28 protein-coding genes and 1 pseudogene are annotated in these 26,811 nt (G+C 63.4%); 19 read left to right on the forward strand and 10 right to left on the reverse strand.

The features are described 5' to 3' along the window. Positions 1 to 12: 12 nt before the first annotated feature. Both ACFWO3_RS04235 and ACFWO3_RS04240 read right to left on the reverse strand, forming a co-directional pair. Entirely contained in the window at positions 13 to 1,953 is a 1,941-nt protein-coding gene (locus ACFWO3_RS04235; protein ID WP_378574128.1) for a YhgE/Pip family protein, read from the reverse strand. Further along, on the reverse strand, positions 1,950 to 2,642 hold the full coding sequence (locus ACFWO3_RS04240; protein WP_378574130.1) for an ATP-binding cassette domain-containing protein: 693 nt from the start codon (positions 2,640 to 2,642) through the stop codon (positions 1,950 to 1,952). Before ACFWO3_RS04240 ends, ACFWO3_RS04235 begins: the two co-directional genes overlap by 4 nt. 253 nt (positions 2,643 to 2,895) lie before the next feature. Between ACFWO3_RS04240 and ACFWO3_RS04245 the strand changes: the two genes are divergently transcribed. Together ACFWO3_RS04245 and ACFWO3_RS04250 are read left to right on the forward strand one after the other, a co-directional pair. Beyond that, entirely contained in the window at positions 2,896 to 3,477 is a 582-nt protein-coding gene (locus ACFWO3_RS04245) for a TetR/AcrR family transcriptional regulator (protein WP_378574132.1), read from the forward strand. Beyond that, on the forward strand, positions 3,474 to 4,535 hold the full coding sequence (locus ACFWO3_RS04250) for an SDR family oxidoreductase (RefSeq protein ID WP_378574134.1): 1,062 nt from the start codon (positions 3,474 to 3,476) through the stop codon (positions 4,533 to 4,535). Before ACFWO3_RS04245 ends, ACFWO3_RS04250 begins: the two co-directional genes overlap by 4 nt. 91 nt (positions 4,536 to 4,626) lie before the next feature. Here the strand turns inward: ACFWO3_RS04250 and ACFWO3_RS04255 are convergent, their stop codons facing one another. Then, entirely contained in the window at positions 4,627 to 4,983 is a 357-nt protein-coding gene (locus tag ACFWO3_RS04255; RefSeq protein WP_378574136.1) for a cupin domain-containing protein, read from the reverse strand. A 616-nt stretch (positions 4,984 to 5,599) separates the two neighbouring features. Here ACFWO3_RS04255 and ACFWO3_RS04260 point away from each other — a divergent pair. Further along, positions 5,600 to 5,770, forward strand: a complete 171-nt coding sequence (locus tag ACFWO3_RS04260; RefSeq protein WP_378574138.1) for a hypothetical protein — start codon at positions 5,600 to 5,602, stop codon at positions 5,768 to 5,770. A gap of 226 nt (positions 5,771 to 5,996) precedes the next feature. Here ACFWO3_RS04260 and ACFWO3_RS04265 read toward each other — a convergent pair whose 3' ends face one another. Beyond that, positions 5,997 to 6,653, reverse strand: coding sequence for a response regulator (locus ACFWO3_RS04265; RefSeq protein ID WP_378574959.1), 657 nt, complete (start codon positions 6,651 to 6,653; stop codon positions 5,997 to 5,999). Between the two features lie 17 nt (positions 6,654 to 6,670). After that, on the reverse strand, positions 6,671 to 7,873 hold the full coding sequence (locus ACFWO3_RS04270; RefSeq protein ID WP_378574140.1) for a sensor histidine kinase: 1,203 nt from the start codon (positions 7,871 to 7,873) through the stop codon (positions 6,671 to 6,673). A gap of 163 nt (positions 7,874 to 8,036) precedes the next feature. Between ACFWO3_RS04270 and ACFWO3_RS04275 the strand changes: the two genes are divergently transcribed. The 8 genes from ACFWO3_RS04275 (at position 8,037) to yidC (ending at position 15,475) form a co-directional block, all read left to right on the forward strand. After that, the gene (locus ACFWO3_RS04275) at positions 8,037 to 8,426 is read left to right on the forward strand and encodes a hypothetical protein (protein WP_378574142.1); all 390 of its coding nucleotides are present in this window, start codon (positions 8,037 to 8,039) and stop codon (positions 8,424 to 8,426) included. Then, positions 8,423 to 9,136, forward strand: coding sequence for an ABC transporter ATP-binding protein (locus ACFWO3_RS04280; protein ID WP_378574144.1), 714 nt, complete (start codon positions 8,423 to 8,425; stop codon positions 9,134 to 9,136). Before ACFWO3_RS04275 ends, ACFWO3_RS04280 begins: the two co-directional genes overlap by 4 nt. Further along, a complete protein-coding gene (locus ACFWO3_RS04285; protein WP_378574146.1) occupies positions 9,133 to 11,625 on the forward strand; it encodes an ABC transporter permease in 2,493 nt (830 codons plus the stop codon). Before ACFWO3_RS04280 ends, ACFWO3_RS04285 begins: the two co-directional genes overlap by 4 nt. A 173-nt stretch (positions 11,626 to 11,798) precedes the next feature. Beyond that, complete coding sequence (locus ACFWO3_RS04290) at positions 11,799 to 13,040, forward strand: hypothetical protein (protein ID WP_378574148.1); 1,242 nt, start codon at positions 11,799 to 11,801, stop codon at positions 13,038 to 13,040. Positions 13,041 to 13,414: 374 nt separating this feature from the next. After that, positions 13,415 to 13,573, forward strand: coding sequence for a hypothetical protein (locus tag ACFWO3_RS04295; RefSeq protein WP_378574962.1), 159 nt, complete (start codon positions 13,415 to 13,417; stop codon positions 13,571 to 13,573). Between the two features lie 82 nt (positions 13,574 to 13,655). Beyond that, positions 13,656 to 13,910, forward strand: a complete 255-nt coding sequence (locus ACFWO3_RS04300) for a hypothetical protein (protein ID WP_378574150.1) — start codon at positions 13,656 to 13,658, stop codon at positions 13,908 to 13,910. A gap of 171 nt (positions 13,911 to 14,081) precedes the next feature. Further along, on the forward strand, positions 14,082 to 14,405 hold the full coding sequence (locus ACFWO3_RS04305) for a DUF6412 domain-containing protein (RefSeq protein ID WP_378574152.1): 324 nt from the start codon (positions 14,082 to 14,084) through the stop codon (positions 14,403 to 14,405). Positions 14,406 to 14,539: 134 nt separating this feature from the next. Beyond that, positions 14,540 to 15,475, forward strand: coding sequence for a membrane protein insertase YidC (gene yidC / locus ACFWO3_RS04310; protein ID WP_378574154.1), 936 nt, complete (start codon positions 14,540 to 14,542; stop codon positions 15,473 to 15,475). Positions 15,476 to 16,075: 600 nt separating this feature from the next. On the opposite strand, the gene ACFWO3_RS04315 is transcribed toward yidC, so the two are convergent. After that, complete coding sequence (locus ACFWO3_RS04315) at positions 16,076 to 16,495, reverse strand: pyridoxamine 5'-phosphate oxidase family protein (RefSeq protein ID WP_378574156.1); 420 nt, start codon at positions 16,493 to 16,495, stop codon at positions 16,076 to 16,078. A gap of 725 nt (positions 16,496 to 17,220) precedes the next feature. Here ACFWO3_RS04315 and ACFWO3_RS04320 point away from each other — a divergent pair. After that, positions 17,221 to 18,207, forward strand: coding sequence for an alpha/beta fold hydrolase (locus tag ACFWO3_RS04320; protein WP_378574158.1), 987 nt, complete (start codon positions 17,221 to 17,223; stop codon positions 18,205 to 18,207). Between the two features lie 83 nt (positions 18,208 to 18,290). Here ACFWO3_RS04320 and ACFWO3_RS04325 read toward each other — a convergent pair whose 3' ends face one another. Further along, positions 18,291 to 19,193 (reverse strand): hypothetical protein, encoded by a 903-nt coding sequence (locus ACFWO3_RS04325; protein WP_378574160.1) that lies wholly within the window; start codon positions 19,191 to 19,193, stop codon positions 18,291 to 18,293. 251 nt (positions 19,194 to 19,444) lie between these two features. Between ACFWO3_RS04325 and ACFWO3_RS04330 the strand changes: the two genes are divergently transcribed. Beyond that, the gene (locus ACFWO3_RS04330) at positions 19,445 to 20,485 is read left to right on the forward strand and encodes a beta-ketoacyl-ACP synthase III (RefSeq protein WP_378574162.1); all 1,041 of its coding nucleotides are present in this window, start codon (positions 19,445 to 19,447) and stop codon (positions 20,483 to 20,485) included. Here the strand turns inward: ACFWO3_RS04330 and ppk2 are convergent. The 3 genes and pseudogenes from ppk2 to ACFWO3_RS04345 all read right to left on the reverse strand — a co-directional run bounded on the left by ppk2 (position 20,482) and on the right by ACFWO3_RS04345 (position 22,361). Further along, positions 20,482 to 21,477, reverse strand: coding sequence for a polyphosphate kinase 2 (gene ppk2, locus ACFWO3_RS04335; protein WP_378574164.1), 996 nt, complete (start codon positions 21,475 to 21,477; stop codon positions 20,482 to 20,484). The genes ACFWO3_RS04330 and ppk2 overlap by 4 nt on opposite strands. Before the next feature lie 214 nt (positions 21,478 to 21,691). Next, positions 21,692 to 22,077 (reverse strand): annotated as a pseudogene (locus ACFWO3_RS04340) (VOC family protein). Next, entirely contained in the window at positions 22,074 to 22,361 is a 288-nt protein-coding gene (locus tag ACFWO3_RS04345; protein ID WP_378574166.1) for an ArsR/SmtB family transcription factor, read from the reverse strand. The pseudogene ACFWO3_RS04340 and the gene ACFWO3_RS04345 overlap by 4 nt, the downstream one beginning before the upstream one ends. An 81-nt stretch (positions 22,362 to 22,442) precedes the next feature. On the opposite strand from ACFWO3_RS04345, the gene ACFWO3_RS04350 reads away from it, so the two are divergent. The 6 genes from ACFWO3_RS04350 (at position 22,443) to ACFWO3_RS04375 (ending at position 26,804) form a co-directional block, all read left to right on the forward strand. Then, positions 22,443 to 23,051, forward strand: a complete 609-nt coding sequence (locus tag ACFWO3_RS04350; RefSeq protein WP_378574168.1) for a TetR/AcrR family transcriptional regulator — start codon at positions 22,443 to 22,445, stop codon at positions 23,049 to 23,051. Further along, entirely contained in the window at positions 23,048 to 23,746 is a 699-nt protein-coding gene (locus ACFWO3_RS04355) for a hypothetical protein (RefSeq protein ID WP_378574170.1), read from the forward strand. Before ACFWO3_RS04350 ends, ACFWO3_RS04355 begins: the two co-directional genes overlap by 4 nt. Positions 23,747 to 23,863: 117 nt before the next feature. Further along, positions 23,864 to 25,051 (forward strand): hypothetical protein, encoded by a 1,188-nt coding sequence (locus ACFWO3_RS04360; RefSeq protein ID WP_378574172.1) that lies wholly within the window; start codon positions 23,864 to 23,866, stop codon positions 25,049 to 25,051. Further along, entirely contained in the window at positions 25,048 to 25,806 is a 759-nt protein-coding gene (locus ACFWO3_RS04365; RefSeq protein ID WP_378574174.1) for an ESX secretion-associated protein EspG, read from the forward strand. Before ACFWO3_RS04360 ends, ACFWO3_RS04365 begins: the two co-directional genes overlap by 4 nt. Before the next feature lie 21 nt (positions 25,807 to 25,827). Continuing rightward, the gene (locus ACFWO3_RS04370) at positions 25,828 to 26,268 is read left to right on the forward strand and encodes a hypothetical protein (RefSeq protein ID WP_378574176.1); all 441 of its coding nucleotides are present in this window, start codon (positions 25,828 to 25,830) and stop codon (positions 26,266 to 26,268) included. Beyond that, positions 26,268 to 26,804, forward strand: a complete 537-nt coding sequence (locus ACFWO3_RS04375) for a DUF3558 family protein (protein ID WP_378574178.1) — start codon at positions 26,268 to 26,270, stop codon at positions 26,802 to 26,804. Before ACFWO3_RS04370 ends, ACFWO3_RS04375 begins: the two co-directional genes overlap by 1 nt. Positions 26,805 to 26,811: the final 7 nt, after the last annotated feature.

Below are 26,811 nucleotides of genomic sequence, written 5' to 3' on the forward strand. Positions count from 1 at the left end.
CATTCCTCTCGATCACACCGCAATCTGCGGATGAAGTCTGGTCATGGTCCAAGCTCGCTGCAACCGGATCGCCAATGTTGCAAACAGCAATGAGCCGACGAGGAAAGCGGTGAGCACCAGAACATCCCGTATCACGTTACTGGTGAGACCGCCGGATATGCCCACGCGCAAACCGTCGACCAGATACGTCATCGGAATGAACGGGTGAACCGCCTGGAACGGCGCGGGCGTCGTCTCGATCGGATACAGCCCCCCGCAAGCGGTGAGCTGCACGATCAACAGTACGAGTGACAATGCCGAGCCGATCATGCCGAACGCGATCTTGAGGAGGTGATCGATCGCCATGAACGCGGCTCCGCCGAGGACGAGCAAACCCGCCACGACGAGCGGTTGCAGTGGGTCCAGACCCAGCCCGACCCACACCACGCCATACAGGATTAGCGCACCGACCGCAGAGACCGCCGCAACCGGAAGCCAACCGCCCACAGCAATGCTGAACGAATTCGCGTGCCCGGAGAGAGCGCGCAAGTTGACCGGTTGAAAGAAGAGGTAGCCGAGCACGCCGAGAACCCAGATGGCTACCGGAAAGAAGAACGGCGCAAAGCCGCGACCATAGACGTCAGCCGGGTTGAGGTTCTCTTGTTGCACTTCGACCGGAGACCCGAGGACATCCGACGCGCGGGCCGTCTCCTCCGGTGTCGTCTCCGGGATCTTCTGCACGCCTTCGTCGACGGTCTGCGACACGTCGGAGAGGCCGCCGTGTAATTGGTCCGCACCGGTCTGCAGATTCTCGGCACCGGAATGCAGCGAATCCAACCCCGTGGTAATGCCGGTGGCTCCACCGGCGATGAGCTGTGTACTGCCGGTCAGTGCCCGTAGCGGCTGGTCCAGCGATCGGACTGCCTGCTGCACGCCGACGAGACTGGACTGGAATTCGCCGGCCTGCTCCGATGCAAGACGGGCGGAGTTCAAGGCCCCGCTCGCCGACTCGTCGGCGTTCACAGCGGATTGTTCGAGCCCGTGTGCGCCGGACATCACCCGCGCGAACAGCGGGTCCTGGGCGATCTGGGGGTACGTTGCTGCCAGCTGTTGCAGATCGCCGGCCGCCGTGCTGGCCTGGCCACGCACCAATCCCGTACCGTTGGCGACCAGGCCGAGTGACTGCTCCACGGCGGCAATCGTGTTCGTAAGCGCCCCCGCCGCCGACGGCAGCGCCGCAGTTCCTTCGTTCGACAACTCGTCCAGAATCTGTTGGGTCTGCTCACCTGCACTCGCCAATTGTCGGACGCCATCGGAGATTTGGGCCGATCCGGCACGGGCTCCGTCGAGGCCGGTCACCAGTGACGACGTCCCCATTTGGGCGAGCGATGCTGAATCCACCAATCGGTGGAGCCCTTCGGTCGCCACATTCAGTTGTTGTTTCACCTGGGAGAGATTGCTGTAGATGGCATTCGCGTAGGCGGCATGGGCGGCACTGTTGACCTGCGACTGCAGCTCGGTCTGCGTCACGCTGGCCACTGTGCCGACGACAAAGTTGTTGGCGTCGTTGAGCATGATGCTCATACTCGCCTGCTCGGGTGGAGGATTCGCCGCACTGACGAGCTTGGCGCTGAAATCCTTCGGCACGGTGATCGTGAAGTAGTAATCACCGTGCTCGAGGCCATGGCGGGCCTCGGCGGCGTCGGTGAACGTCCAGTCGAATAGACCCGTTGCACGCAGCTGCTGAGCGAATTGCTCACCCGCGGCGAGGTACTCTCCAGCCACCGTCACCGGCTCGTCCTCGATCACCACCGCGACTGGAATTTCGCCGGTACGCCCGAACGGATCCCAATTCGACCAGAGGTACAGCGAGCCGTACAGGAGCGGAACCAACGCCATTGCCACCGGAATCAGCCATTTACTCGGCCCTCGAAAGCGTTTGACCTCGAGTATCGCGAGGCGAATGCCCTTCATCGCGTGCCCCCTGTTGTGAGTGGATTGCGAAGTTCGGGGTGTGGCAATTCGATCGCCGTGATGGGCGCATCGACCAGGATGTCGCTCGGCGGCGCGGTCGTCGACGCGACCACTGTGAGTCCCCGGGCGGTGAGGGTCGCGAGTGCACGCCAAACCCGAGCCACCTCGTCGGGTGTGCATCCCACGGCTACGTCGTCGACAACGATGGCAGATGGCTGTTCGGCGCAGGACAACGCAACCGCGAAGAGCAGCGCATCGGCCGGTGAAAGTTGGTGTACGAATTGGTGCTCGGCGGCCAGAACTCCGAGGTTGTCGAGTTCGTCCCGCAACGAAGCGTTGGTGAACAGTGGACCACCGATCATCTTTCGTTCGTCGATCAGCTCACGTACGCGCAGATCGGGATCGAGATATGTCGCCGGGTTCGCCCGCGCCACGGCGACGAGCTCACGGACCCTGCCCGCACCCTTGGGCAGCACATGTCCGGCCACTGCGAGCCGTCCCGTGGTCAATCGCATCCGCCCAGCGAGCGCCAGCAGCAGAGACGTTCGACCGCTTCCCGATTGCCCGACAACAATGCCGAGGTCACCGGCATCGATCGTCAGCGACACGTTCTCGAATGCGCCACCGAGTGGACCCGTCACGGAGATCCCTGCGGCGACGAAATCTACTCCGTACACCGGATTCGTCATCCATCGGACGATACCGAGGGCCGTGGTGGGACGTTCCGTTATCGACAGGAAACGAACCCACCCATGGCTTCGGGGCGATTGTCTGATCCCGGCCCTATGACACGACCACTGGGAGCGGTTCGGACCGGGCCTGAATTACCCGCAGTTCTGGACGACATCATCGACAAGACGGAGCATTGGGGTCGCGGCTATCGCGTCGCACACAGAATGATCTCCCTCGACAGTTACTAGACCGGTCTCTATAGTTTTAGGCATGGCGGCACGAGGCGAAACGCGAGCGCGGGTACTGGAGACAGCAGGCAACCTGTTCAGTAGGCAGGGCTTTCACGCGACCGGCGTGAACCAGGTCCTGGCAGAGTCCGGTGCCCCCAAGGGGTCGTTGTATTTTCACTTTCCCGGCGGCAAAGAACAGTTGGCCGTCGAAGCGGTCGCTGCGGAGGCCGGTGAGCTGGGGCAGATACTCGACACCATCTTGGACACCGCCGCCGATCCTGCCAGCGCCATCATCGCCATGGCGGATCTGCTGGCCGCTCGGCTCGAGGATTCCCACTTCGTTGACGGCTGCCCGATTGCCACGGTCGCACTCGATGTCGGCGCAGACAGCGACCCGATTCGCACGGCATGCAGCGCCGGCTACGACCAATGGGTCACCTCGATCGCCGACTACCTCACCGGGTTCGGCATCAACACGGACACGGCATCCGAGCTTGCGTTATTGAGCATCTCATCGATAGAAGGGGCCTTACTGCTCGCCAAGACCCAACACAGCACTGCACCGCTACATCGGGTTGCCGGGCGAGTCGCGGCGCTGGTCACCCAGGAGGTTTCGTCATGAGCAGCATCGACGCGTTCGTCACCGGCGGTACCGGCTTCATCGGTCGCTGGCTGTTGCCCGAGCTGACCAACGAAGGCCAACGCGTGGCCGTGCTATTGCGCGGAGACGCCCGCCGGCTTGCCGAGTTGCGCGCCTGGGTCGATGCCCACGGTGGACGCGGCGAACTCGTCGACGGCCTGACCGGTGACCTCGCGTCTCCCGACCTCGGACTCGGTGCGGGTGACCTCGCGGTGGCCCGCACCGCTCGCAAGGTGTTTCACCTCGGTGCGGCAATGTCCTTCGGTCTCGCTCCCGAGGTTGCCGAGGAGGTCAACGTCAAGGGTTCGGAACGGGTCACCGAACTCGCAGCGTCGGCGCCTCGCTTGGAGCGGTTGGTGTTGGTCAGCGGGTTTCAGCACCGCCGCTCCGGACGGTTGACGGCCAATCGGTACCACGATTCGAAGTTGGATGCCGATGCTCGCGTCCGCGACCTCGCGCAGACGCGGGGCGTGCCACTGACGACGGTGCACCCCGGCCCGGTCGTCGGCGATTCCAGCACTGGGGAGACCACCCAATTCTGGGGTTGGCCGAACCTCGTGCGTGCCCTGCACCGGGGACGACTGCCCATCCTCCCTGGGGGAGCCGACCATTGGTTCCCCCTCTTGGCAGTCGACTACCTCGCCCGCTTCCTCTCCCGTGCAACACAACTCGACAGCACCGTGGGAGGACAGTACTGGCTTCTCCACGAGGCGACGCCGCCGCTACCCGAACTTCTCAACGTCGTCGCCGACGAGCTTGGTGTGCGCGCCCCGCGACTGCACGTCCCCGTTTCACTGGCGGCACTCGGTCTGCGTTCGGGTCTGAGTCGCTGGACCGGCTTGCCCGCCGAAGCACTCGCCTTCGTCAGCCGCGACCGCTTCCCCGTCACAGACGCACAACACGTTGCCGCGGCGCTCGATCTGATCGAACCCGACCCGATCGATCTGGCCCGTATCACTGCGCGATTCCTCGTTGCGCACGAGTTTCAATATCCTGACGGACACGGCCGCCCGGTCGGTGGCGTGCTGAGTCCCGGGTAGAAGAAGAGCGGCATCGGGTGTTGTCCATTCCGGTGTGACTTCCTACTCACCATGCGGACACCATCCCGCCCAGTGCGGCCCGCGGCCCGGCTTATGTGGCTTTCGAGACGAGGAGAACTTCAGCCGGAGCTTCGCCGACGTTTCGCACGGAGTGTGAGGTGTGTGACGGGAAGTGAACGGCATCACCGGACTGCAGGACGAGCACTTCACTTCCGATCACAACCTCGAGTGGTCCGCACAATACGTAGAGCCATTCTTCGCCCGAATGCTGTGCCCGTGGAGCCGTTGTCGAAGCAGGCACCGTCAGATGCACCGCATCGAGGCCGGGATAGCTACCCGAGAGCGGAGCGAGCACGCCGTTGGCGGACTCGCGCGCTGTCCGGTCGCCTTCGCGGACCAGATGGAACGCCGTTGTGGGCTCGTCGGCGACGAGCTCACTCAATGTCACGCCGAATGCGCGCAAGCTCGATCAGTGGGGTTGCTTCCGGACTCACGATCGCGGCCAACCCGCGCTCTTCCACAACTGGCGAACGACCCTGTCGGTGTGGGCGGCGCCAGCAGCCTTGGCGGCCGCCGCGTTAGCGCTCGCCGCCGTCCGCCACCACCGCTTCCAGAACACGGCCACGGCGACAACTTATCCGACGCCGCAGTGGCGACCCGAGGTGTTGCGCTCGCCGACAGCGTGGGCAATCACCGGATTCATGGGCATTCAGTCATTGTTGGCGTATTCCATGATTGCGTGGCTGCCCACGATCTATCGAGAGCGCGGACTGACTGCCGAGCACGCGGGCCGGCCTTCTCTTGACGGCATTGTCGATCTCGAGCATTCTCACGGCCCTGACGGTCTCGATTTTCGCTGCACGGCTGCGAAGTCAGAGCCTGCTCGCTGGTGCGATCGTGGCCTTGTCCGTCGCCGGGCTGGTCGGGGTCTGCGCCGGTGGCGTTGGCGCCGCGCTCGTGTGGGCTATTCTGCTCGGTCTCGTCAGGGAGGACAGCTCTCACTCGCGCTGACGCTCGTCAACCTACGCGCATCGAACGCCTCCATCACGACCAGCCTCTCGACGATGGCCCAATCGATCGGCTATCTCGTCGCTGCGATCGGCCCTGTCGCTGCCGGAGCACTACGCGGCGGCACCGGGTCCTGGACCTTCACGCTGGTCGTCTTGCTGCTGCTGATGGCCCCGTTGAGCCTGTGCGGCTGGTTGGCCGGACGAGGCGTTCCTGACCAACAGTGACGTTGACGACGCGAAACATCGAACTCGAGATCGCCCGGTCGGAATCGATGGTGCATCTTGTAAGACGGGACGGAGAAGGTACTGATCGCGTTCCATCATCGACTCGTGAACTTCCTTCGGCGCAGCGTTCGATTGCGATGACGAGTATCGGTTGTGTAACACCGGCGTTGACGCGAACACCGAATTCCCCGAACCCTGAACGGCAAAGGTCCTCTCCCGTAACGGATCATGAACCGAGCGACCCCGGTGTGACGATTGCGTGATCGAAGGCGTAGACGATTGCTGCGGCTCGATCGCGTAGGTCGAGCTTCACGAATATGTGTCCGATGTGACTTTTGACCGTGACCTCCGAAATTCCTAGATCCGTGGCGATCTCGGCGTTTGTTCGGCCCCGCCCGATCAGGGCCAGGACATCTCGCTCTCGAGCTGTGAGCAGGTCGGGTGTCCCCGTCCCGCCACCACTGGGAAAGGCAGCTTTCCGATAGGTGGACAGGACCCGTCCCGTGACGGCCGGATCGAGGCAGGCTCCCCCTTCGGCTACAGTCCGCACCGCCCGCATAAGGTTCTCGGCGGGAGAGTCTTTGAGTACGAACCCCGCTGCGCCCGCCCTGAGTGAGCCGGAGAGCAGTTCGTCGTCGTCGAATGTGGTGAGGACCAGCACTGGCGGTGTCTGATCGCGCGCCTGTAGGGCGCGCGTTGCCTCGATGCCGTCGACGCGCTTCATCCGCAGGTCCATCACCACCACATCCGGCGAGTGGTCGGCCACAGCAATCGGAACCTCGTCACCGTCGGCACATTCCGCAACGACGTGAAACCCGTCCTTACGCCGAAGAATTCGGCGTAGACCCGAGCGTACAAGCTCCTGATCGTCGACGAGCAACACGGAGATTTCTGGGCCGGTCACGTTTGTCTCCCGAAGCGACGAAAGAAGGCACCGGCACAGGGGCCGGATTCCAGAGGCACGATGACGCGCACAGACCAACCATTCGGGGTCGGCCCCGCACGGAGATCGCCGCCCAGGAGGGCCGCACGCTCGCGCATCCCGCGAAGCCCCGAGCCTTCGGTGCAGGTCGGATCTGCGGCCGGTCGTGGGGTGGGATTGCAGACTTCGAGCGTGATGGCGGACGCTGCGATCTTCAATGCGACGTGAGCGTCGGTCCCTGGCGCATGCTTGACGACATTCGCCAAGGATTCCTGTGAAATGCGGTAGATGCCGAGACCTGTTGCACCGGTGACAGAATCCAGGTCACCATGCATTTCGAAAGTCGTGGGAAGCCCGGCCCGCCGGACGGCGTCGACGAGATCGGGAACGTCGGCGATGCCGGGTTCGGGATGGGTGCTTGGCGACCGTGCATCGAGGAGACCAACGGTCCGTCGAATATCGGCCATGGCGTGCCGGCCCAGGCGTTCGGCGTCGGCGAGTGCATCGACCGCTTCGTCGATGTCTCGGTCCTCTTCCAGCGCTCGGCGGGCGCCCGTCAGGTGGAGCAGAGTGACGCTCAGCGAATGAGCCACGACATCGTGAATCTCTCGGGCGATCCGCTGGCGTTCACGCGTGGCCGCCTGTTCCGCCTGAGTAGCGTGCGATGCCTTTTCTTGATGCAGCAGCCGAAGTTGCGTCAACATCAAATATCCGATGGTCCATCCCAGCACCACCCCGAACAGGCTGTATAGAGCATTGTCGAGCATGCCTACCAATGCGAACACGGACAAAGTTGCGAGCGCGCCGAGCGCAGCAGGCACGCTGACGAGAAGTCGCGACGTCGCGGCGACCTCGGCGGTAGATGTGGCAAGAATGAGCGGCGCAAAGTCGAACAATGTGTCCGCGGGTTCGAGCAGCAAAAACGCAGTCGCCGCGGTCATGATGACCGCCAGCAGCGGCCTCGGCACGAGGACCCCAGGTTTGATTACGCTCGCGAGCGGTGTGAGCGCAGCGATCAGTCCGAACAGCAGAGGCCATCCAGGCGGGACGAGCGCGTCGCGTTGGACAACGGCAATCGTTGCCATCGCGGCCCCGAGGACGTGCGAGACCGTTGCGACGGGGAGAGGGTAGTCGTACTCGCTCGCGTCTGCCCTACGGCGACAAAACTCGACGATCTGCACCAGACAAGCGTAGGCGACTACGCGGCCTCCGAACATCGTTCCCGGAACGGAGAAGGTTCTCCGACCACGGTAGGAGAAGGATTCCCTCCTCTGGCACGGCGAAATCGACCCTTGGCGTCCGTAGCGTTTTCGACACAACCGGATATGTACGGAGGTAGCGGAGATGTCCTGGGACGATTTTCATGCACGGCGGGCCGTTCTCTATGACGTTCTCGATCGTGCTCGCGTAGATCCAGAGGTCGTGGTGCGACTGAGCCACGTGGACGGCGTGATTCGGCATTTCGGTTCACCCGACAATGTTCTTCTCGCATTGCAACAACGGTGGAACAACCACCTCGCTGCCAAACTCGACCAATCGCTCGAGGACGGCACTGCGCTGGTCGACGCACGGAGCGCCCTCGCCGCCGAGCAGCCGACGCTGCGTGCGGTACTCGATGCCGGCGCACTCTCATACGAATCTCTGCGCGGTGCGCTGCGGTCCGAGCAGCGGATGATTTCTGCTCACGCGACCGGATCGTTTCCCCTGGCCCGACAGCGGGTGGTGGTGGCATGACCATCGAGTTGCGTGATGTACGCCGCGAGTACCTTGTCGGTGGGCAGCTGGTGCGGGCTCTGGATGGGGTCGATCTCGTGCTCGAAGGTGGCGGATTCGTGTCGATCGTCGGCCCCTCCGGCGCCGGAAAGAGCACGTTACTGCACCTACTCGGCGCGTTGGATTCTCCGGATTCGGGGGAGATCCTGTTTCAAGGCAAAGAAATTGGTTCCTTGAACGACGAGGCGCAATCCCGCTTTCGTCGGAAGCAGGTCGGGTTCGTGTTCCAGTTCTTCAACCTGCTGCCCACCATGTCGGCCTGGGAGAACGTTGCGATACCCAAGCTTCTCGATGGAGTCCGCATGAGCAAGGTCAAATCGGATGCCATTGCCCTACTGGAGCGGGTGGAGCTCGGCAATCGTGCGGAGCACCGGCCCGCCGAGTTGTCGGGTGGCCAGATGCAGCGGGTTGCGGTCGCTAGAGCGTTGATGATGGACCCACCGTTGATTCTCGCCGACGAGCCGACGGGCAACCTCGACTCGAGGACAGGGGCGGCCGTCCTGGAGCTACTTGCCGACATCGCTCACGACGAAGGCAGAGATCGCATGGTGGTCATGGTGACTCACGACGTAAATGCCGCAGAGTCGACGGACAGGACGATCACCCTGCGCGACGGCCGCGTGCAATCCGACGCAAAGGTCGAGGTTCTTCCGACCGGGACACCAGGATGATGGGCGCGGCGCTGTCGTGGATGCGAGTGTTCACCCTGCGAGCGTTCGCAGTGCACCCCGCTCGGACCGCCACATCGATCACGGTTGTCGCTGTTTCGGCAGTACTCCTGGTCGCCGTCTTCGGTATCTCCGGCTCGATCACAGGTTCGGCCGACCGGTTGACCCGCAGCGTTGCAGGCAATGCGGATCTGGAGGTATCCGGAATCACGGACAGCGGATTCGACCAGAAGCTGCAGGCTCGGGTCGCCGCGGTGCCCGGTGTCCAGACTGCGGTGCCGATGCTTCGTATGTCGTCGGGGCCGCCGTCCGAGCGTGTTCTCCTCCTGGGTGCTGACGCGAGGATTGCCGGTCTGCACAGTGAACTGCAACGTACGGTGCAGCCACATCTCGGCCGACTTCTGGCGAACCCGGGAGGGGTGGCGGTCGGCGCGGGGATGGGTCTCTCGGAAGGAGATGCAGCCCCCGTTGGATCTGGCACCGCTCCGGTGGCGGTGGTTCTCCACGGCTCCGACGCCATGCGCGTCAACGGCGGGCGGTTCGTGATGGCGCCGTTGCCGTTGCTACAAGAGCTCACCGGACGCGGTGAGCAGTTGGACTCGATCATGGTCGACGTTGCACCCGACGCGGATGCGAGCCAGGTTCGCGCCGCAGTGGCCGACACCGTGGAGGGTCGGGCTACCGTCGCCGAGCCCAGTGCGCGTTCAGCGAATGCCGCCGGCAGCGTTTCGGTCCTGCGTTCGTTGACGTTGTCTTCCGCGTCCGCAGCCCTGGTCGTTGCGGCGTTCCTCGTATACAACGTGATGAGTATGGCGATCTCCGGTCGGCGTCCGGAGTTGTCGATGCTCCGTGCCATAGGAGGATCCCGCCGAGCCATGGTGGGAGACTTGCTCGCAGAAGCGGCGCTGGTAGGTGCAATTGGAGGAATCGTCGGTTCCGTCATCGGGGTATTCGTCGGTCGTCAGGCGATCGATGCGCTGCCGACCGCCATCGTGCAGTCCGTCGAAGCACGGACCGAGTACATGCTGCCCGGATACGCCGTACCCGTAACGGTGGCAGCCTGCGTGCTCGCCAGCGTTGCAGCGGCGGCTTTCGCGGCACGCCAGATCTACAGTGTGGCTCCGGTGGAGGCGTTGGCGCCGGTAGGTGCGTCTTCCGCCGATGCGGTCCGAAGGTCCGTTCGGGTGGTAGCGGGAACGATAGGTGTCGGATTCCTTGCGGCAGCGGTGACGGTGGCCGTGGCCGACGTGGGGCGGCTGAGTGTCGGCGCGATCGGCTTGATCTCCGCCGCCGAGATCGCCTTGTGTTTCGCGTTCAGCACTGTGATCGTTCGGGGATCGGCGTCGATTGCGAGAGTGTTCGGTGCTCCGGGAGCGCTGGCTGCGGCGACGGTGGAGCGCGCGCCGCGTCGGGTGTGGGCGACGTTGATGACCGTGATGATCGGCGTTTCGGTGACGATGTCCAGCACAGGCTCCAACTCGAACGTCGTAGACTCCACGGCGGACAGTTTCTCTACCCTGGCAAATGTCGACCTGTTTGTCAGTTCAACCGATCCGGGCGTGTTCCCCACTGCGCCTTTGCTTCCCGCAGGGCTTCGGCAAGAGGTCGAGGCTATTCCAGGGGTCGAAGAGGTTGTTCAGGGTCAGATGGCATACGCCAGTCTCGGGGGTGCTCGGGTCATGATTTCGGGAATGGCACCGGGATCGGGTGTACCTCCGACCTCGGCGATGGACGAGCAGGTTCGCGAGCGTGTGTGGGCGGGTGACGGTGTCGTGATCTCCCGAGACATCGGAAGGTCTTTGGGAGTCGTTGCCGGCGACACTCTGGACATACCGACACCGCGCGGGGTGCACACAGTAGAGGTGCTGCAGGTGGTGCCGTTCTTCTCCGCGCTCGGAGGGGTCGTGGCCATGAACATCGAGCATATGCAGGAATGGTTCGAACGCCCTGGGGAGACGATTCTCGGCATCGGTGCGGCGCCCGGTGCAGACCTGCATGATGTGGAAACTGCTCTGCGCGAGAAGGTTCCGGATGAAATATATGTGTACACCGGTGGCGAGGGGCTGACCGCGATCACCCGATCGATCGAGGGTGCAACGGTGTTGATCGGGATCATGGCGTGGATCGTCGTGGTCGTTGCCTCTGTGGCATTGCTCAATACGCTGATGTTGTCGGTCCTGGAACGTCGGCGTGAACTGGGCGTCCTGCGTGCCATCGGCTCGAGCCGCCGGTTCGCGTTACGGACAGTTCTGGCCGAGGCAGCGGCAATCGGGTTGGTTGGCGGTGCGATCGGCGTCGCCTTCGGTGCCGCGAATCAGTATCTGAATTCCATGGCCATGTCGAACGTTCTCAGCATCGATGTCGAGTATCAGCCGATGGTGACAGCCCTGCTCTTCGCCGCCGTCGCAGTCGTTCTGAGTCTGCTCGGTTCGATACCACCTGCCCTACGGGCGGCGCGACTGAACATCGTCGCGGCAGTCGGCGTGGAGTGATTCTGCTGACCGACCAGTGCGATTCGCTTCGCTCAGATTCGGAATCGGAGCCTCGTCGGCAATGTGGTTGTCGCCCGCGGGCTTGCGGTTTCGCCGAGCGCTCGAGACGCACGCGCTCAACGCTCGGATTCTTCAACGCCCACGGCTTGCCATGACGTGTCATCCTCGAAGGCATGGCACGAACATGGTTGTCGGTGACGGTGGAGTTGCTCGGTGGGCGTGGCGTGGAGCTGTGGCCGTGGCCCGGGCGGATATTCGCGGTGGGGCCGGCGCACACCTTCCTCGACCTGGCAAGCTCCGTCAATGATGCGTTCGCCCGATGGGACAAGTCCCACCTGTCGATGTTCATTCTCGCCGATGGCCGGATAGTCACAGACGCGGAGACCGGAGCCGAAATGACCGGAGGGATCGGTGGGCCGATCATCGCGCCCATCGACATAGGCGCTGCCAAGGTCGCAAGAACGCTGAAGCCGGGCGCCGAATTCCAGTTCACGTTCGATCTCGGTGACGACTGGACGCACCGGTGCATCATCGGCGAAAAGAAGATCGACCCGCTGGAGGTGCTGGGCATCCACCCCCAGACCCCTTTGCCCTACTGGGGCTGGGGCAGCATCCCGGACCAGTACGGTCGCCGGTGGTCCGACGACGACGAGGAGAGTCGACCGCCGAGAAGACCGGGCCGGTCGCACCCGATGCTGTTGCACGCGTGGCCCGATCAGCAGCCGGTGCCTGCGCTCGACGTGACCGACCTACGTGCAGCCATAGTGTCAAAAGATGCGGTCCGCTTCCTGTCGGTGGTGTCGGGGTGCGATATCGACGACGCTCTACAACAGGTAGGCGCAGGCCTTCCGATGGCATTGCAGCAGCGGCGCCAAGAAGCCGAGGCGGTCACTCTCTCGATCGTCAACCGGTTGACGTGGCGCGGCGCGGCAGGCGACCAGACGCTTGCCGAAGATCTGCTCGCCTGTCTGCGCCGCGAGCCGCTGCCGGGGCAAGTAGTTCCGGTGGACCTCGACATGCTGAGCGCCGAGCTGGAAGGGGATCTCGACATGTCGTCCGGCGGGTATGTCGACCTGCGCACCGGGGAGGTGTACGACGACAACCTCACCGACCCGATGATGGTCGGGGAGGATGCCGCCATCGACGTGGAGACCGAGCCGGACCGTTGGCTCCGGTTCGAGCCCACCGGGTCACGAGACGGCTGGCGGGACATGGCCGCGTTCGCCGAGCGGCAACAGGATGTGGCACTGCGGCAGCGGCTCGAGCGGGCGATCGAGGGCAAGGGCGCCTTCCGCCGGTTCCGTGACCTCGTCCACGACGAGCGCCTCGCCGACCAATGGCAAGTCTTCTCGACCGACCGACTGATGGGCCGAGTCCGCGAGTTCCTCGCCGGCGCGGGGATCCGCGTGGGGTGACTGTGCGGCAGTTCACCACCATGCGGCTGTCTTCTGCTTGCGTTCGAGTGCGCTCGAACTTCTAACTTCTTAGTTCATGACCGCAAAGAAAACATCTCCGCTGACCTGGATCATCACCGGCGCCTCGCGGTTTCGGTCGTGCCATTGCCGAACACGCCCTCGACCGGCTCCTCACCGCCAGTTTCGACGCCTACGACACCGGGCAAGTCTACGAGGTGGTCGCCACCGCCTTGGACGGGTTCGGCAGCGTCGATGTGCTGGTCAACAGTCCGGACGCGGAGTGATCGGCGCGGCCGAGGAGATCAGCGACGCCGAGCTGCGTGAGGCCATGGACCTACACCTGTGCCGCACTGGTGCGCGCGGTCCTGGCGACAATGCGGAAGCACCGTTCCGGCACCATTGTGCAGATGAGCAGCCAGGGCGGACGGATAGCCTTCCCCGGCATTGGCGCCTACTCGTCGGCAAGTTCGCTCTCGAGTGCTGGTCGGAGGCACTGGCCGGTGAGGTGGCGCCCTTCGGTATCCGGGTGCTGATCGTCGAATCCAGCCGCTTCCGTACCTCGTTCAACCAACCCGATGCCTTGACCGGGCCGATGCACAGGATGCGCTGGACGCCGTGCGCACCGACATGGCTGCCGCCGACGGCATCCAGGAGGGAAACCCGGTCCAGGCCGCGAAGGTGATCGTCGATCTCGCCCACAGCGACCAGATCCCACTGCGGCTGCCGCTGGGCGCCGAGGCAGTCGAGCGGATCGGCACCTCTTACCGCGCTAACCTGGAGAGCCTGCAGGAGTGGGCCGAAATCGCTCGTGGCACCGACTTCACCGATGGTTCCGAGTCATCGCGGACGGTACGAGCCCCACGGCAATAGTGGAAACGATGACCGCGAATGCTTTGATTCAGGCTCACCGACACTGGCAGTCGTAGGCAGCCGAGAGACGTCACAGGTGACATTCATGCATGAACGCCTCTTCACAAGACTGAATCCGCTGTTCAGGTTCGGCATTCGTACCTGTATGGAGCCACCGGTATGCTTCGTCGCATGGCACGGATGTGGTTGACGCTGACTCGCGGACTGAGCTTTGTTCAGTTCGCTTGGGTGGCCGTGCTGACGTTGGTGGTGGTCGCGACGACGGCGATCGACGCGCCCACCGCTGTTGTCGGTGCCGCCGTGGCGATCTTTCTTCTGCTCGCCGTGGCCGGGCACAGCGCCCTGTCTCACCTTCACCCCGTGACCGGACCGAGAACTGGTCCACCACGCGACGAACAGCGCCTACGCGGCGCATTCCGCCGGCAGAGTGCCCCTGATACTCCTGGCCGCCCCCGCCTGCCTCGAGCACCCGGACAGTTCCAGGCCGCGGCATAGCGCAAACGCTGTGACGTCCGCCTAGCGAACCGTCCCACCACCACGCCGCCTTCGTCTGCGAAGGATCCGGCGTGAACTCCTACCTGCACGATGCCTTGTGACGTGCATCGTGTCCCAAAGAAGGTGCTCGAAAAATGCTCGATTTCATTTACTACCCCGTCTCCGCAATCTTATGGTTTTGGCACAAAGCGTTCGGCGCAGTCTTGGGCCCGGACAACGGATTCGCCTGGGCGTTGGCGGTGGTGTTCCTGGTCTTCACCGTGCGCTTGCTGCTACTGGCTCCCGCGATCAAACAGATCCGCGCATCCCGCCAAATGCAGGAGCTACAACCACAGATCAAAGCGCTGCAGAAGAAGTATGCGGGCGACCGGCAGCGTCAGGCCACAGAGATGCAGAAACTGCAGCAAGAGCACGGGTTCAACCCTCTGATGGGGTGTCTGCCCGCGCTCGTGCAGGCACCGGTATTCCTGGGGCTCTACCACGTACTGCGTTCGTTCAACCGCACCGGAACCATCATGGGCGGCCTAGGTATGACTCCGGAAGCGAACGCGAACACCGCGAACTACGTCTTCAGCGCCACGGAGGTGCAGTCGTTCCTGAGAGCTCGATTGTTCGGTGCTCCGATCTCCGCGGCCATCACGAGTCCGCAGAGCACTCTGGAGTCTTTCGCGTCATATGGCGGGATCCCGACCGTGGCCACAATCGCGGCCGTCGCGATCCCCCTGATGGTGCTCGCAAGCATTGCCACGCACTTCAACGCCCGGGCATCGGTAGCGCGGCAGAATCCCGACGCGGCGGCCAACCCACAGTCGGCGATCATGAACAAATTGATGCTGTGGATCTTCCCGCTCGGCGTCCTCATCGGCGGACCCTTCCTGATGATCGCGATCTTGCTGTACTGGGTCAGCAACAACGTCTGGACCTATTGCCAGCAGCACCTCGTGTTCAGGCGCATCGACCACGAACACGCTACGAAACAACAAGAAGCCGCCGAACGGACCATGGCCACCACACCGGCACCAGGTGCCCGACCGAATTCCGCGCAACGCGGGGCAAAGCGGCGAGAGTAGGTTTCGGCAGGTCAGCTTTGTTCGACCCAGCGCCGATCCGGACTGTCGTCGAGCACCCAGGTGACGGAATCGACGTCCGAGTCGGCGGCGTCGGTGAGCCAATAGGTTTGCTCATCCTCGGTGGAACCGCATCGTGCGATCACGACGGCCGCGCTGAATCGTGGCGCTCAGGTCACGTGCGTGGCTCGTGGAGACGGACCGACCTCTGCGGGCGCAAAGCTGGTTCGCGCCGACCGAGACCGATTCGCACGGTGCCAAGGCAGGCGGGCCTCACCGACGACGAAGAGTGCGCCCTGCGTGATCGTCTCGCCTGATGAATCTCAGCCACACCCGAAGAGGGTTGAGTCGCGCCATCGGCTAACACTCTTCCCGATTCCGTCGACGTGATTCGCCCAACCCTGAACGACGCCCGCTACCAGTGCCGGTGTGCTGCCGTCGGCATCCGTCACATCAGAACCTACGTACTAAAGCTCCTGAACTGCCCAACGACGCGAATACTCGGCCGGTCTGGGAAGCCAGTATGTCCGTCGAAACTCCCGACAGACGTATGCGGAAGACATGTGCGCTCGGACGCCATACGTAGCATCCTTTCACGATTACCTAACCCAAGTCGGCAGACAGCCAGTGGTCCGGCCGCAGGAAAATGGCGACGTGCTCGCCGAGGTTCTCTTTCTCGAACTCGACGAAGCCGGCCACCTTGTCCTGCGGGATGTAGCGCGCGGCCATTTCCCACGCTTGGTCGTCGGTGGAGGCTTCCCACCTGGTCACCGGACCTTCCACGGATACGTAACGAACGGTCGGCTCGGTGTGCTCCACCATGAGACTGAACCGTCCCGCAGCTCTAATGGCTCGCGCCTTGCGCGAGTCGGGGCCTGTCCGCACCCACAATTCACCTCCCGGCGTGTACTGGTACCAGATCGGGACCGTCAGTGGCGCACGGTCCGGCCGTTCGACAACCGACAGCGCCCCGATGTGCGCCTCGGACAGAAACTGCTCTCGTTCTTGTTTCGAAAGTGCCATGTCTCCGACCGTAGGTGTGACCACCGACACTCATTCACGTTTCGCAACCTCTGCTTCGACTGATGTCACGCACGTTCGTCTCGGCAAACCGGTGTGACATCGGTCGGTAGTTGTGGTCACCCCCACGGCGCACGTCGATGCCACCAGGGCACCGACCGTCGATGGTCGTACTCGGTTGTCACTTCGCGATAGCGCCCGTCGAGTCGCGTCACAGCAACCCTGAGCTGGTGGGCCCGACGGCCGCCGTTACGCATCAAACCTTCGAGCCTGGTACGGGCGTCGGCACCCATCTCCCCGTCGCACATAGGACAACCCGTCGGGCCTTCCCAGACCGTGCTGATCACGGGGATCGGTCGACTGTGGCCGCACAAAACCTGCTTCTCCAAGTACTCGACGTGTCTGCGCCACTCGAAGAGATACTGAATACCCGCGCCATCCTGCCGAGGTCTGCGCGGTCGGTGCCGGTTCACCGGCGGAGGACGGGCACTGCCCTTTCGAAAGTATTCATCGTCATACGCCGTAACGGGGCGGGACCGGTGCGTGTGTCGGCCGTATCGCCGACCACGACATCATACCGTCGAATACCCCCATGCACTCACGAATGTCACACACGTTCGGCTCGGGCGAACCGGTGTGACATCGGTGAGGGGCAGGTCGGGTGAAGGCGTGTGGGATACGGTGGCGGCGTGGACTCGAGCCGAACGCGACCGCGTCGTGTGCTTCGGATGCTAGTGCGTGTTCTTGCTGCAATCGTGGCAATCGTCGTCGTCCTGATCGTCGCCTCCACGGCATACCATCACTGGCAGACTCCACGCGACAAGCAGGCGATCGAACAGGAAAACGGGCCCGTTCACCGGTACGTGGATGTCGACGGCCATCGCATGAGTGTCGCAATTCAAGGAACCGGACCGCGAACCATCGTCCTCATGCCCGGCCTCGGGACGCCGGAGCCGATCCTCGATTTCGCACCCCTCGCCCGGCGCCTCGCCGAGAAGAACACCGTGGTCACCATCGAGAACTTCGGCCTCGGGCTCAGCGACGAAACCGACTCCTCACGAACAAGCGAAAACATCGTCAGCGAAATCCGTACTGCGCTCGAAGAACTGGACCGCAGCGGTCCTTACGTTCTCATGCCGCACTCGATTTCGGGGTTGTACGCAACGTGGTGGGCCACAAATCGTCCGGACGAAGTTTCGGCAGTGGTGGGTATCGACGACGAGCGGTTCATCGCACAGGACGGCGAATCCGAACCTGCGTGGCCGAAGTGGATGTCCACCGTGACCTCCGTCGGAGGGATTCGCGACCTGATCACCCTCGACAAGCGCACCGACTACCTTGGGCTTGTCGCCGACTACAACGACAGTCTCGGTGAGTCGCAGGAGTACACGCAGGAACAGCAGGACCTGTATCTGCGCGGGTACGCGTGGGTCCTCAACCCGACGATGCTCGACGAGGCGGCGCGTGAGCCGGAAAACCTTCGCGCCATCAAAGGTGCGAAGTTTCCAGCAACGATGCCGACCTTGTCGATCCTCGCCTCTTCTTCACTCGAGGTCGAACCCGAGTGGGAATCCGCCCATCACGCAACTGTCACCAACCCGGATATCCAACAGGTGATAGTGCTCGACGGCCATCACTACCTGTTCCACGACAACGCCGCCGAGATCGCGGAACAGACGCAAACCTTCCTCGATCGACACCTCCCAGCGGCCTGAAACGCCGAAAGGACGTGACTAGCGCTGACCAATGTCACAGCGGTTCGCGTGAGGCGAACCGGTGTGACATTGGTCGGGGCAGGTCAGCCGATGCCGGACGCCTTCAGTGACTGTGCGACGAGGTTGACGAGCCGCGTGCGCTCGCCGGCATCGCGACGGACGTCCTGATCCACCTCGATGTGAATGAATTCCGCCCCGTGAGCATGTGCGGCGTCAGCCTCCACATTGACGGTGCCGGCCAGCGCTCCGCAGTTCTCGCCGTCGTACATACAGGTCTCGAAGCCGCCGCCGCGCAGGTCGTCGGCCAGTTTCCGCACCGCAGGGGACGGCTCGTCCACCGAGCTGGAAACCACGATGTCCCCGAAGTCCGTCTGATGGTTCGCCTGCGAGAACCCATGGAGCTGCACGACCGTGGCCCCGGGTTCGACAACGGCCTCGTTGACCGCAGCAAAGGCCGTATCCGCACGGTGCGCGACGTCCGCACTCCCGCCACCTGCCGTGCGATGGGCCCCGGCCATCATGAACAGCTCCGACTCGGTGGTCGCGAACAGCTGCGTCCCCATCTTTTCGACCTCGAACTCCGCGATCGGATGGGGCACCTGCACGATCAGAGGTACCTGAGCGGCCGAGTCGCTACGCACGGCATACAGACCGTTTCCGGCATGCGGGTTGCCCTCCTCGACGAGCGCGGACGCCTCACCATTACCCACGCCCACTGTCACCAGGTCGTATGCATCCACAGTGGGCTTTTCGTCCCGCACGAGGTCGGACACTCCCGCGACGATGCCGTCGACGGTCTCCGCACTCGGCGGGGAGTACGCAGACGAGTCACGGCCCGGTGCAGCAGCTATCGCGGCAGACACGACGGATTCGATGGGATCGACAGTCTGCGCGACTGCTGGTCGAATAGCGGCCGGCGAGAGCACTGTCGAACCCGCCATGACGAGGGTGATTCCGTAGGGGGCAATGTGGTTGGTACGTCCCATTCGATCTCCGTTCGAGGCGAGGTGGTCGACCATCTCCGACTCCTCCCCTCGGTCCGGACGGTCGTCGTACTGGCGCCGCGAACGTATCGAACATCGAGCTACCTGCGGGCAACTTTCGCCGTATCGATGTTGGAGGGCAACACGATTCACTGCACGGGCCCGTCCTCGCATACTTACTGGCCAGTAGGTTCGTGCACCCGAAATCAGGGGGTATGTTGACAGACGATCTGCCAAAAGCGAGGGAGCACGACATGTCCGGTTCAATCACCACCCAACGAGGTGCGGAGCACACCCGAATTCTCGGGCTCGGCGTCTACCGGCCGAAACGTGTGGTCCCCAACTCCGAGATCATCGGCCCGATCGACTCCAGCGACGAGTGGATTCAGACCCGCTCGGGCATCAAGGAACGGCGATTCGCCGGCGACGACGAAACGATCGTCAATATGAGTGTGGAGGCGAGCAAGGACGCCCTCGCAGCGGCAGGCGTGACAGCCGATCAGGTGGACTGCGTCGTCCTCGCCACGTCGTCGATGATGGTGCTCGGCCCCTCGGCAGGTGCAGTTGTCGCCACGGAACTGGGCATGACGGACTGTCCGGCCTTCGACGTCTCGGCTGGATGTGCGGGGTTCTGCCACGCCCTCGCAACCGCATCCGACATGGTCCGCGCAGGTACCGCACAGCACGTGCTGGTGGTCGGCGTGGAACGATTGACCGACCTCCTCGATCGGACCGACCGCTCGACTGCGTTCATCTTCGCGGACGGAGCAGGCGCTGCAATCGTCGGACCTTCGGACGTCGAGGGAATCGGGGCGGTTGCATGGGGATCGGATGGTAGCCAGACGGCGGCTATCCAGCAGGACAAGGATTTTCAGGAATACTTCGCCGAGGTCGCCGCCGCAGAAGCCTCCGGCGGAACGTCCGTCCGGCCGTACATCCGCATGCAGGGAACGGCGGTCTTTCGTTGGGCGGCAACGTTCATCGAGAAGGCATGTCGCGCCGCCGTGGAGAAGTCGGGTGTGGCGATGGAGGATCTCGACGTGTTCGTCCCGCACCAGGCGAACATCCGTATCACCCAGGCACTGACCCGCGCCCTGCACATGCCGGAGCGAATCGTTGTGGCCGAGGACATCATCGAGGCCGGAAACACTTCCGCTGCATCGATCCCGATGGCCATGGAGCAGGTACTGAAGTCAGGAGCAGCGAAGCCGGGCGACACCGCCCTGCTGATGGGCTTCGGCGCTGGCCTGGCCTACGCCGGCCAGGTAGTCACGCTGCCGAAGATCGCTTCCTAGGTCTCGCTCTGTTCGTACACCTGATCCGCTGGACCGACGATCAGCGGATCGGGTGGACCGACCACGTCCTCGTCCTTCGTCGGGTAGTCGAGGCTGGACAGCACCCATTGCATGGCCGCGATTCGGCCGCGCTCCTTGTCGTTGCTTCGCACGACCGTCCACGGAGCGTGCTCGGTATCCGTCGTCTCGAACATCGCCTCCTTGGCTCTCGTGTAGTCGTCCCATTTGTCCAGCGACGCCAGATCGGTCGGACTCAGCTTCCACTGCCGGACCGGATCGATCACACGCGTGAGAAACCTCGTCCGCTGTTCGGCTCTCGACACCGAGAACCACAACTTCACCAGGTGAATACCCGAATCGGTAAGGAGCTTCTCGAGGGGCGGCGTCTGCTCGATGAACTCCTCGTACTGTTCGTCTGTGCAGAAACCCATCACGCGTTCCACCACGGCGCGGTTGTACCAGGAGCGGTCGAACAACACGATCTCGCCACCCGCCGGCAACTGGCTGACGTAGCGCTGGAAATACCACTCGGTGCTCTCCCGCTCCGTCGGCTTCGACAACGCCACGACGCGGGCTCCTCGCGGATCGAGATGCTGGGTGAAACGCTTGATGGTGCCACCCTTACCTGCCGCATCGCGGCCCTCGAACAACACCACGACCCGCTGGCCGGTGTCCTTCACCCATGACTGCATCTTGAGCATCTCGATCTGCAACGACCGCACGGTGTACTCGTACTCTTCCCGGCCGAGAAGCTCGTCGTACGGGTAGTCCTGTCGCCAGGTATCCACTTCACGCCCGTCCGGGCCGAGCAGAACGACATCGTCGTTCAACTCGCGGACGCTGAGACCCCCGAGGTCGTCGAGCAGATCCGCCTCGGCAAGCGCCTTCCGAAGGGCAGCACGGGTTGCGCGCGACCGCCCGGCTCCGTGCGGAGCCCGGTGGAATGCTTTGATCGCATCTTCCGCTGACACGGTCTTCGGCTTGTTCTTCACCCCTGCATCTTCTCTACCCACAGGATGCGCGGCAACCGATCCAGAGCCGGATTCCCTCGTGGGTCCTCTACTGTCTTCGCCTGGCCGAGAATCCTGACGTCGTCACCGTTGCACGAATCGAGAGTCACGAAATCACTGGTTCGCCGCAGCGCAGCCGCCACACGACGAAACTGACGGCCACTCTCGCTCGCATCGACGAACTGCTGACCTGACCTCAGTGCTCGGCGGCGATCTGGATGAGGTTGCCGCAAGTGTCGTCGAGGACGGCGGTGATGACCTGGCCCATGTCCACCGGTTCTTGTGTGAACGTCACACCGAGTCCCTGCAACCGCTCGAACTCGGCCGCGACATCGTTCACGGCGAAGGAAGTGGCCGGAATGCCGTCCGCGACAAGCGCTTCCTTGTAGGGCCGCACTGCGGGGTGCACGTCCGGCTCGAGGAGCAGTTCCGTGCCGTTCGGCTCGTCTGGAGAGACCACCGTGAGCCACTTGAACTCACCGACGGGACTTCCGTCTTCTTCTGGAATCCGAGGACGTCGGTGTAGAACCGGAGCGCCTTGTCCTGGTCGTCCACGAAAACGCTGGTGACGTTGATTCTCATGATTCTCCTTGCTTGGCGGGTGTCGGCCACCGCTCGGTGATGACCCCGAGCGGGGTGGTGTCCAGTCGATGAAACTTGTAGCGACCTTCACGGCGGGCGATCACCAGTCCGACTTCTTCGAGCACGTCGAGATGCTGCGACACAGCCTGCCTGGACGACCCGAGTCCGTGATTCATCGTCAAACGCCCGCACAGCTCGAAGAGCGTTTGATCGTCACGTTTCTGCAGCTCGTCGAGGATCGCACGACGAGTCGGGTCGGCTAACGCCTTGAACACATCGGCCACCTCGTCACCATAGGCAAGTCTGAACTTGCATGTCAACCAATCCAGTTTACAAAATTTGGTTGGCCATTTAATATTCTGGTTGTGCAACCAAACAAGGAGCCCAAGCGGTCGTTCATCGAAGAATCCCGCCGTGCGCAGATCGTGGAGGCGACGATTGCGGCCATCGCGGAGCACGGTTACACCGCAACGACCTTCACTCGGATCGCACGCCACGCGGCCATCAGCGCAGGGCTCATCAGCTACCACTTCGAATCGAAGGAGGACCTGATGAACGTCACACTCGGCACCATCGAGCGCCGCCTCGACACAGCCATGGGGGACGGTCCCGAACCGGACAGTTACCCGCAGGCACTGAAGAGCATGCTCACTCGCTACGTCGCGTATTGCACCGAACACAAGCAAGAGATGTCGGCGCTCGCCCAGATTCGACAGCAGGCGCCGCACCCCTCGAGGGCCGGCAGGGACGGTGCCGATGCCGACGAACTCGTCCAATTCATCAGTGAGGGCCAGTCGTACGGCCAGTTCCGCGACGCCGATCCCGCCGTGTTCGCGTCGGTACTCACCAACGCGATGGGGCACGTCCCACGAGAACTCGAACGTCGACCGGAAGCCGAGCACGAAGAGTTCGCGAGCCAGTGGTCGGCGTTGTTCGTCAACGCCATATCAGCAAGCGAAGGAGACGGGTCATGACCATCAACTCGCCCGCAACGCCGAGCGTCGTCCGCCACTCGGTATGGACGCACATCCTGCTGTGGACGACTCTGCCCGTGCTGGGAGGCGGCGTCGGATTTCTCGCGGCGAAGCTGCCCGGGTGGATCGCCGGCCTCGCATGGTTCCCGAATCAGGCGAAGATCGCCGAGCTGTCCGAAGTGATCGGCACGAAGACGACTGTCGGGGCGATCGTTGTCGGGATCGCGGCAGGTGCCGTTCTCGCACTGATCGCGTGCGGCGAGTTCATCACCATCACCGTCGCTGACGACCGAGTGGCGATCATCCGGTCCGGTGAGAAGCCGCTCGAGGTCGACCGACGCGACATAGCCGGTGTGTTCACGGACAACGGCAATCTCGTAGTGCTGGGGAGGGACGGTTCCGAACTGGTACGTGAAGCCTCCGACCTGGACGGTGAACGGACCGAGGCGGCCTTCCGGTCGCATGGCTACACCTGGCACGAGCACGACCCTCATGCACACGAATTCACCCGCTGGGTGGACGGCGCGACGGCACTTTCTCCGGACGCACACGCGCTGATGCGTGCCCGGAAAGAGTCTTTGGAGGACGGCGGCGACGCGGACGACCTGCGAGCGCTCCGTCGTGAACTCACCGCCATCGGCGTCGTGGTCAAGGACGAGCGCAAGCGTCAGTACTGGCGAACAACCAGCGCATAGCACACCTACTGCGCCCTGGATCCGGCATTCTGCGCGCACCGGGAACCGGATAAGGTGTCCGCGCGTCGAATATTGACGAGGGTGGCGCGCGGGGCCGTATTACTACGAGGGGGATTCATGACCGAACCGATCTACGTTCACGACCCGGAGTATTTCCAGACCGACGACTGGAGTCCGGAAGAACTTCGCGACGCAGCCCAGTCCATGACCCCCGCCACCATCGATCAAGTTCAGCGCGCATGGACAGCTCTCGGAACCGAGGGCTTCACCAAGATAAGCGAGTTCACGGACTCCATCAGGCGCGAGATCGGGCTGAGCTGGCAAGGCGCCGCGGCCTCGAATGCGCTGGACAAGGTATCCACCTACGAGGGAACTGCCGAGGGCGTGCAGACCAAGCTCAACGAAGTTGCCGGCTCCTTTCAGCCCATCTACGACGCAGCCTCGCGTCTCAAGGGTGGCGCCGTCCCCGAAGTCCAGAAGCAGAGTTGGTGGGACGACATCACACCGTGGAAGACGGACACCGACGACGAGCACTATCGTCGGCACGCCGAGGCGGTCGCTGCAATGAACAACATCTACCGCCCCGGTGTCGTGGGCACGGACGGCAATGTTCCGGTCATTCCACGCCTCTCCGAAACGGTGGATCCGCCCAATCCTGTGGTTCCCGACGGCCCGAACAACGGTGGCCCCACCGCCGGCCCTGCTGGACCCACTTCCGCACCGGGCGGCCCCACCGGGAGCCCCACTTCCGGCGATCCGACGACCGGAAATCCGGACGGCGCAACCCCTGGGGCTCCGTCCGACGGAACCGGAGCAAGCCCCTTGTCGCCGACCGGTGACCAGACTCCTGCAACCACGGGCGCAGCATCCTCGGTGCCCGGCAATCCCTCGATGACCGGAATGCCCGGAACCGGGGCGTCGCTCGGCGACTCGGGCCGCGTCGGTGGCGGCGGACTCGGCGGAGGGAGCCACGGTGGTGGCGGCAGCCCTGGCGGCGGTGCCGGTGGCCTCGGCGGCGGGCTCGTGAGCGGAGCGCCTGCCGCAGGCCTCGGTAGCCCGAAGGGCCTCGGCGCGCCCAACGGTGCGGGCGGGCTCGGTACCGTTGGCCGACCGGGAGCCGGTGGAGTTGGAGCAGGTGCCCGTGGCGCGGGTATGGGCGGCGGCATGATGGGCGGCGGCGGACGCGGAGCCGGCGGCAACGACGACAAAGAGCACAAGACGCCCGGCTATCTCGTGACACTCGACAACGGCAACGAACTGATCGGCAAGATGCCGTCCGTGGCGCCTCCGGTGATCGGCGCATGAGAATTCGCAACTGGCGACTGCGTGGTGAGCAGTTCGGGGCGCTCTGGCACGACACGGGTCAAGACAGGCAGCCGTACCCGTTTGCCCTCATCAGCTCTGCCCGCACGTACAACGCGTTCGAGTACCAGCAGCGCGAGATCCGTGAGGCATTCGTCGGCGATGATCGTCAGGACGTACGTATGGCTGTTCGGATCCTCGCCGAACCGGAGGTGTTTGTCGAAATCTCCGGGGAGACATACGAGAAGAAGCCCATCAGGATCATCGGTGCACAGTTGCAGCGTTGGTGTGCCATCGCCGTTCAGGAACCCGGACCGAAGCCTGCCGGTGGTGGAGATGTCGTTCTCGGGTCCGGCATCAGACAGGATCTGGCTGCCCTGCTTATCGGTCAGGTTCCCCAGAATGCCGCCGGCAAGCGCACATTCGCCCGAAACGACGAGCCCGAAGAGGACTTCTATTCACAGGACATCCTGCGCAGTGCAGGTGCGGGCCCTGCACTACCACGTCTCGAAGACGTCCTTCGTGCCGGTTACGCCGGACGCGGAACCATTCGAGTCTTCCGAGGTCCCCGGCACATGCGCGGTGAGCTGGGGTCGGCCCGGTGGGTCGACATCGCCGGCGACGGACGTTATGTGGTCGGTCCACGCGACAAGAATGCTGCAGTCCCCGCAGACCCCGGGTTTCTGGCGTCGGCAGTCGATTCGTTGATCACCCGCGGGTTGCGCGAACAGCGCGAGCTCGCCGAACAGCGTTGGTAGAGAAGGGTTTGGACAACTGACATGAGCAACCCGGAAACACCGAACACCGGCGACCCGGCAACACCTGTCGGCGGTGTCTGGAAACAGGTCACCGAATCCGCTGTCAATGGCGGCCCACTCAGCATCGACCGCGAAGGCATTAAGCGTTGCATCAAGCTGTGCGACGAGCATGCCGATGCGATGAGTGCCCTCGCAGAACGGGCCCGCAACGAGCTTCGTGTCGACGCACTCGGCATCGGCGAAGAGTACTTCGAATCAGCCAAGCGTCTCAACGAGAAGTTTCAAGACAAGGCCGTGGGCGGTGGTCAGATCGACAAGTCAAGTTCTGCCCTTGGATTGTTTCGCGCCCATCAGAGCTATGCCAGGGACATGAAATCCACGTTCGAAGCTGTCCTTCGTGCCTACGACGAACAAGAGGGCATCAACACCGAAAACCTCAACGCCACGGGAGAAGACATCTGATGCGCCGCTCGACTCGAATCAACGGGGCCACGGTGGCCACACTTGCTCTCGCCGTCTCACTGGCCGCCTGCGGTACGTCCGACGACGATGCCGCAGAAGCACAACCTCAACCCCGGCTCACAGCCCACCCTTGCGACGTCTTCGGACCTGACGCCCGTGCCAGTGCGGGTATCGATAAGAGAGAACCGGAACGCTACCAGGATCGAGAGGAGCCTTACCAGCGCCGGTCTTGCTCTTATATGTCGAGCGATCCTTACTCCTCGGTTCTTGTCTCGTTCAACGGGTTCCCTATCTCCGATGTAGATGACGACGACCGCTTCACCCGCACCCAGGAAGCCGAGATCGTCGGCCGCCGCACTGTCGTCGACGACTTCCCCGGCGGGCTTCAATGCCTCGCATCCGTGGACTTCGATCCCGGCGTCCTCGAAGTCATGGTCGGCTACGAACAGAGTGACATCGACACTTCGGAACAAGCCTGCCCGCTCGCCCTCAAAGTGGCACAGGACCTCGCGCCCTACTTCCCCGAACACCTGTAGGGGACTG

This window comes from Rhodococcus sp. NPDC058521, from assembly GCF_042719695.1.
Taxonomy (GTDB): domain Bacteria; phylum Actinomycetota; class Actinomycetes; order Mycobacteriales; family Mycobacteriaceae; genus Rhodococcus_F.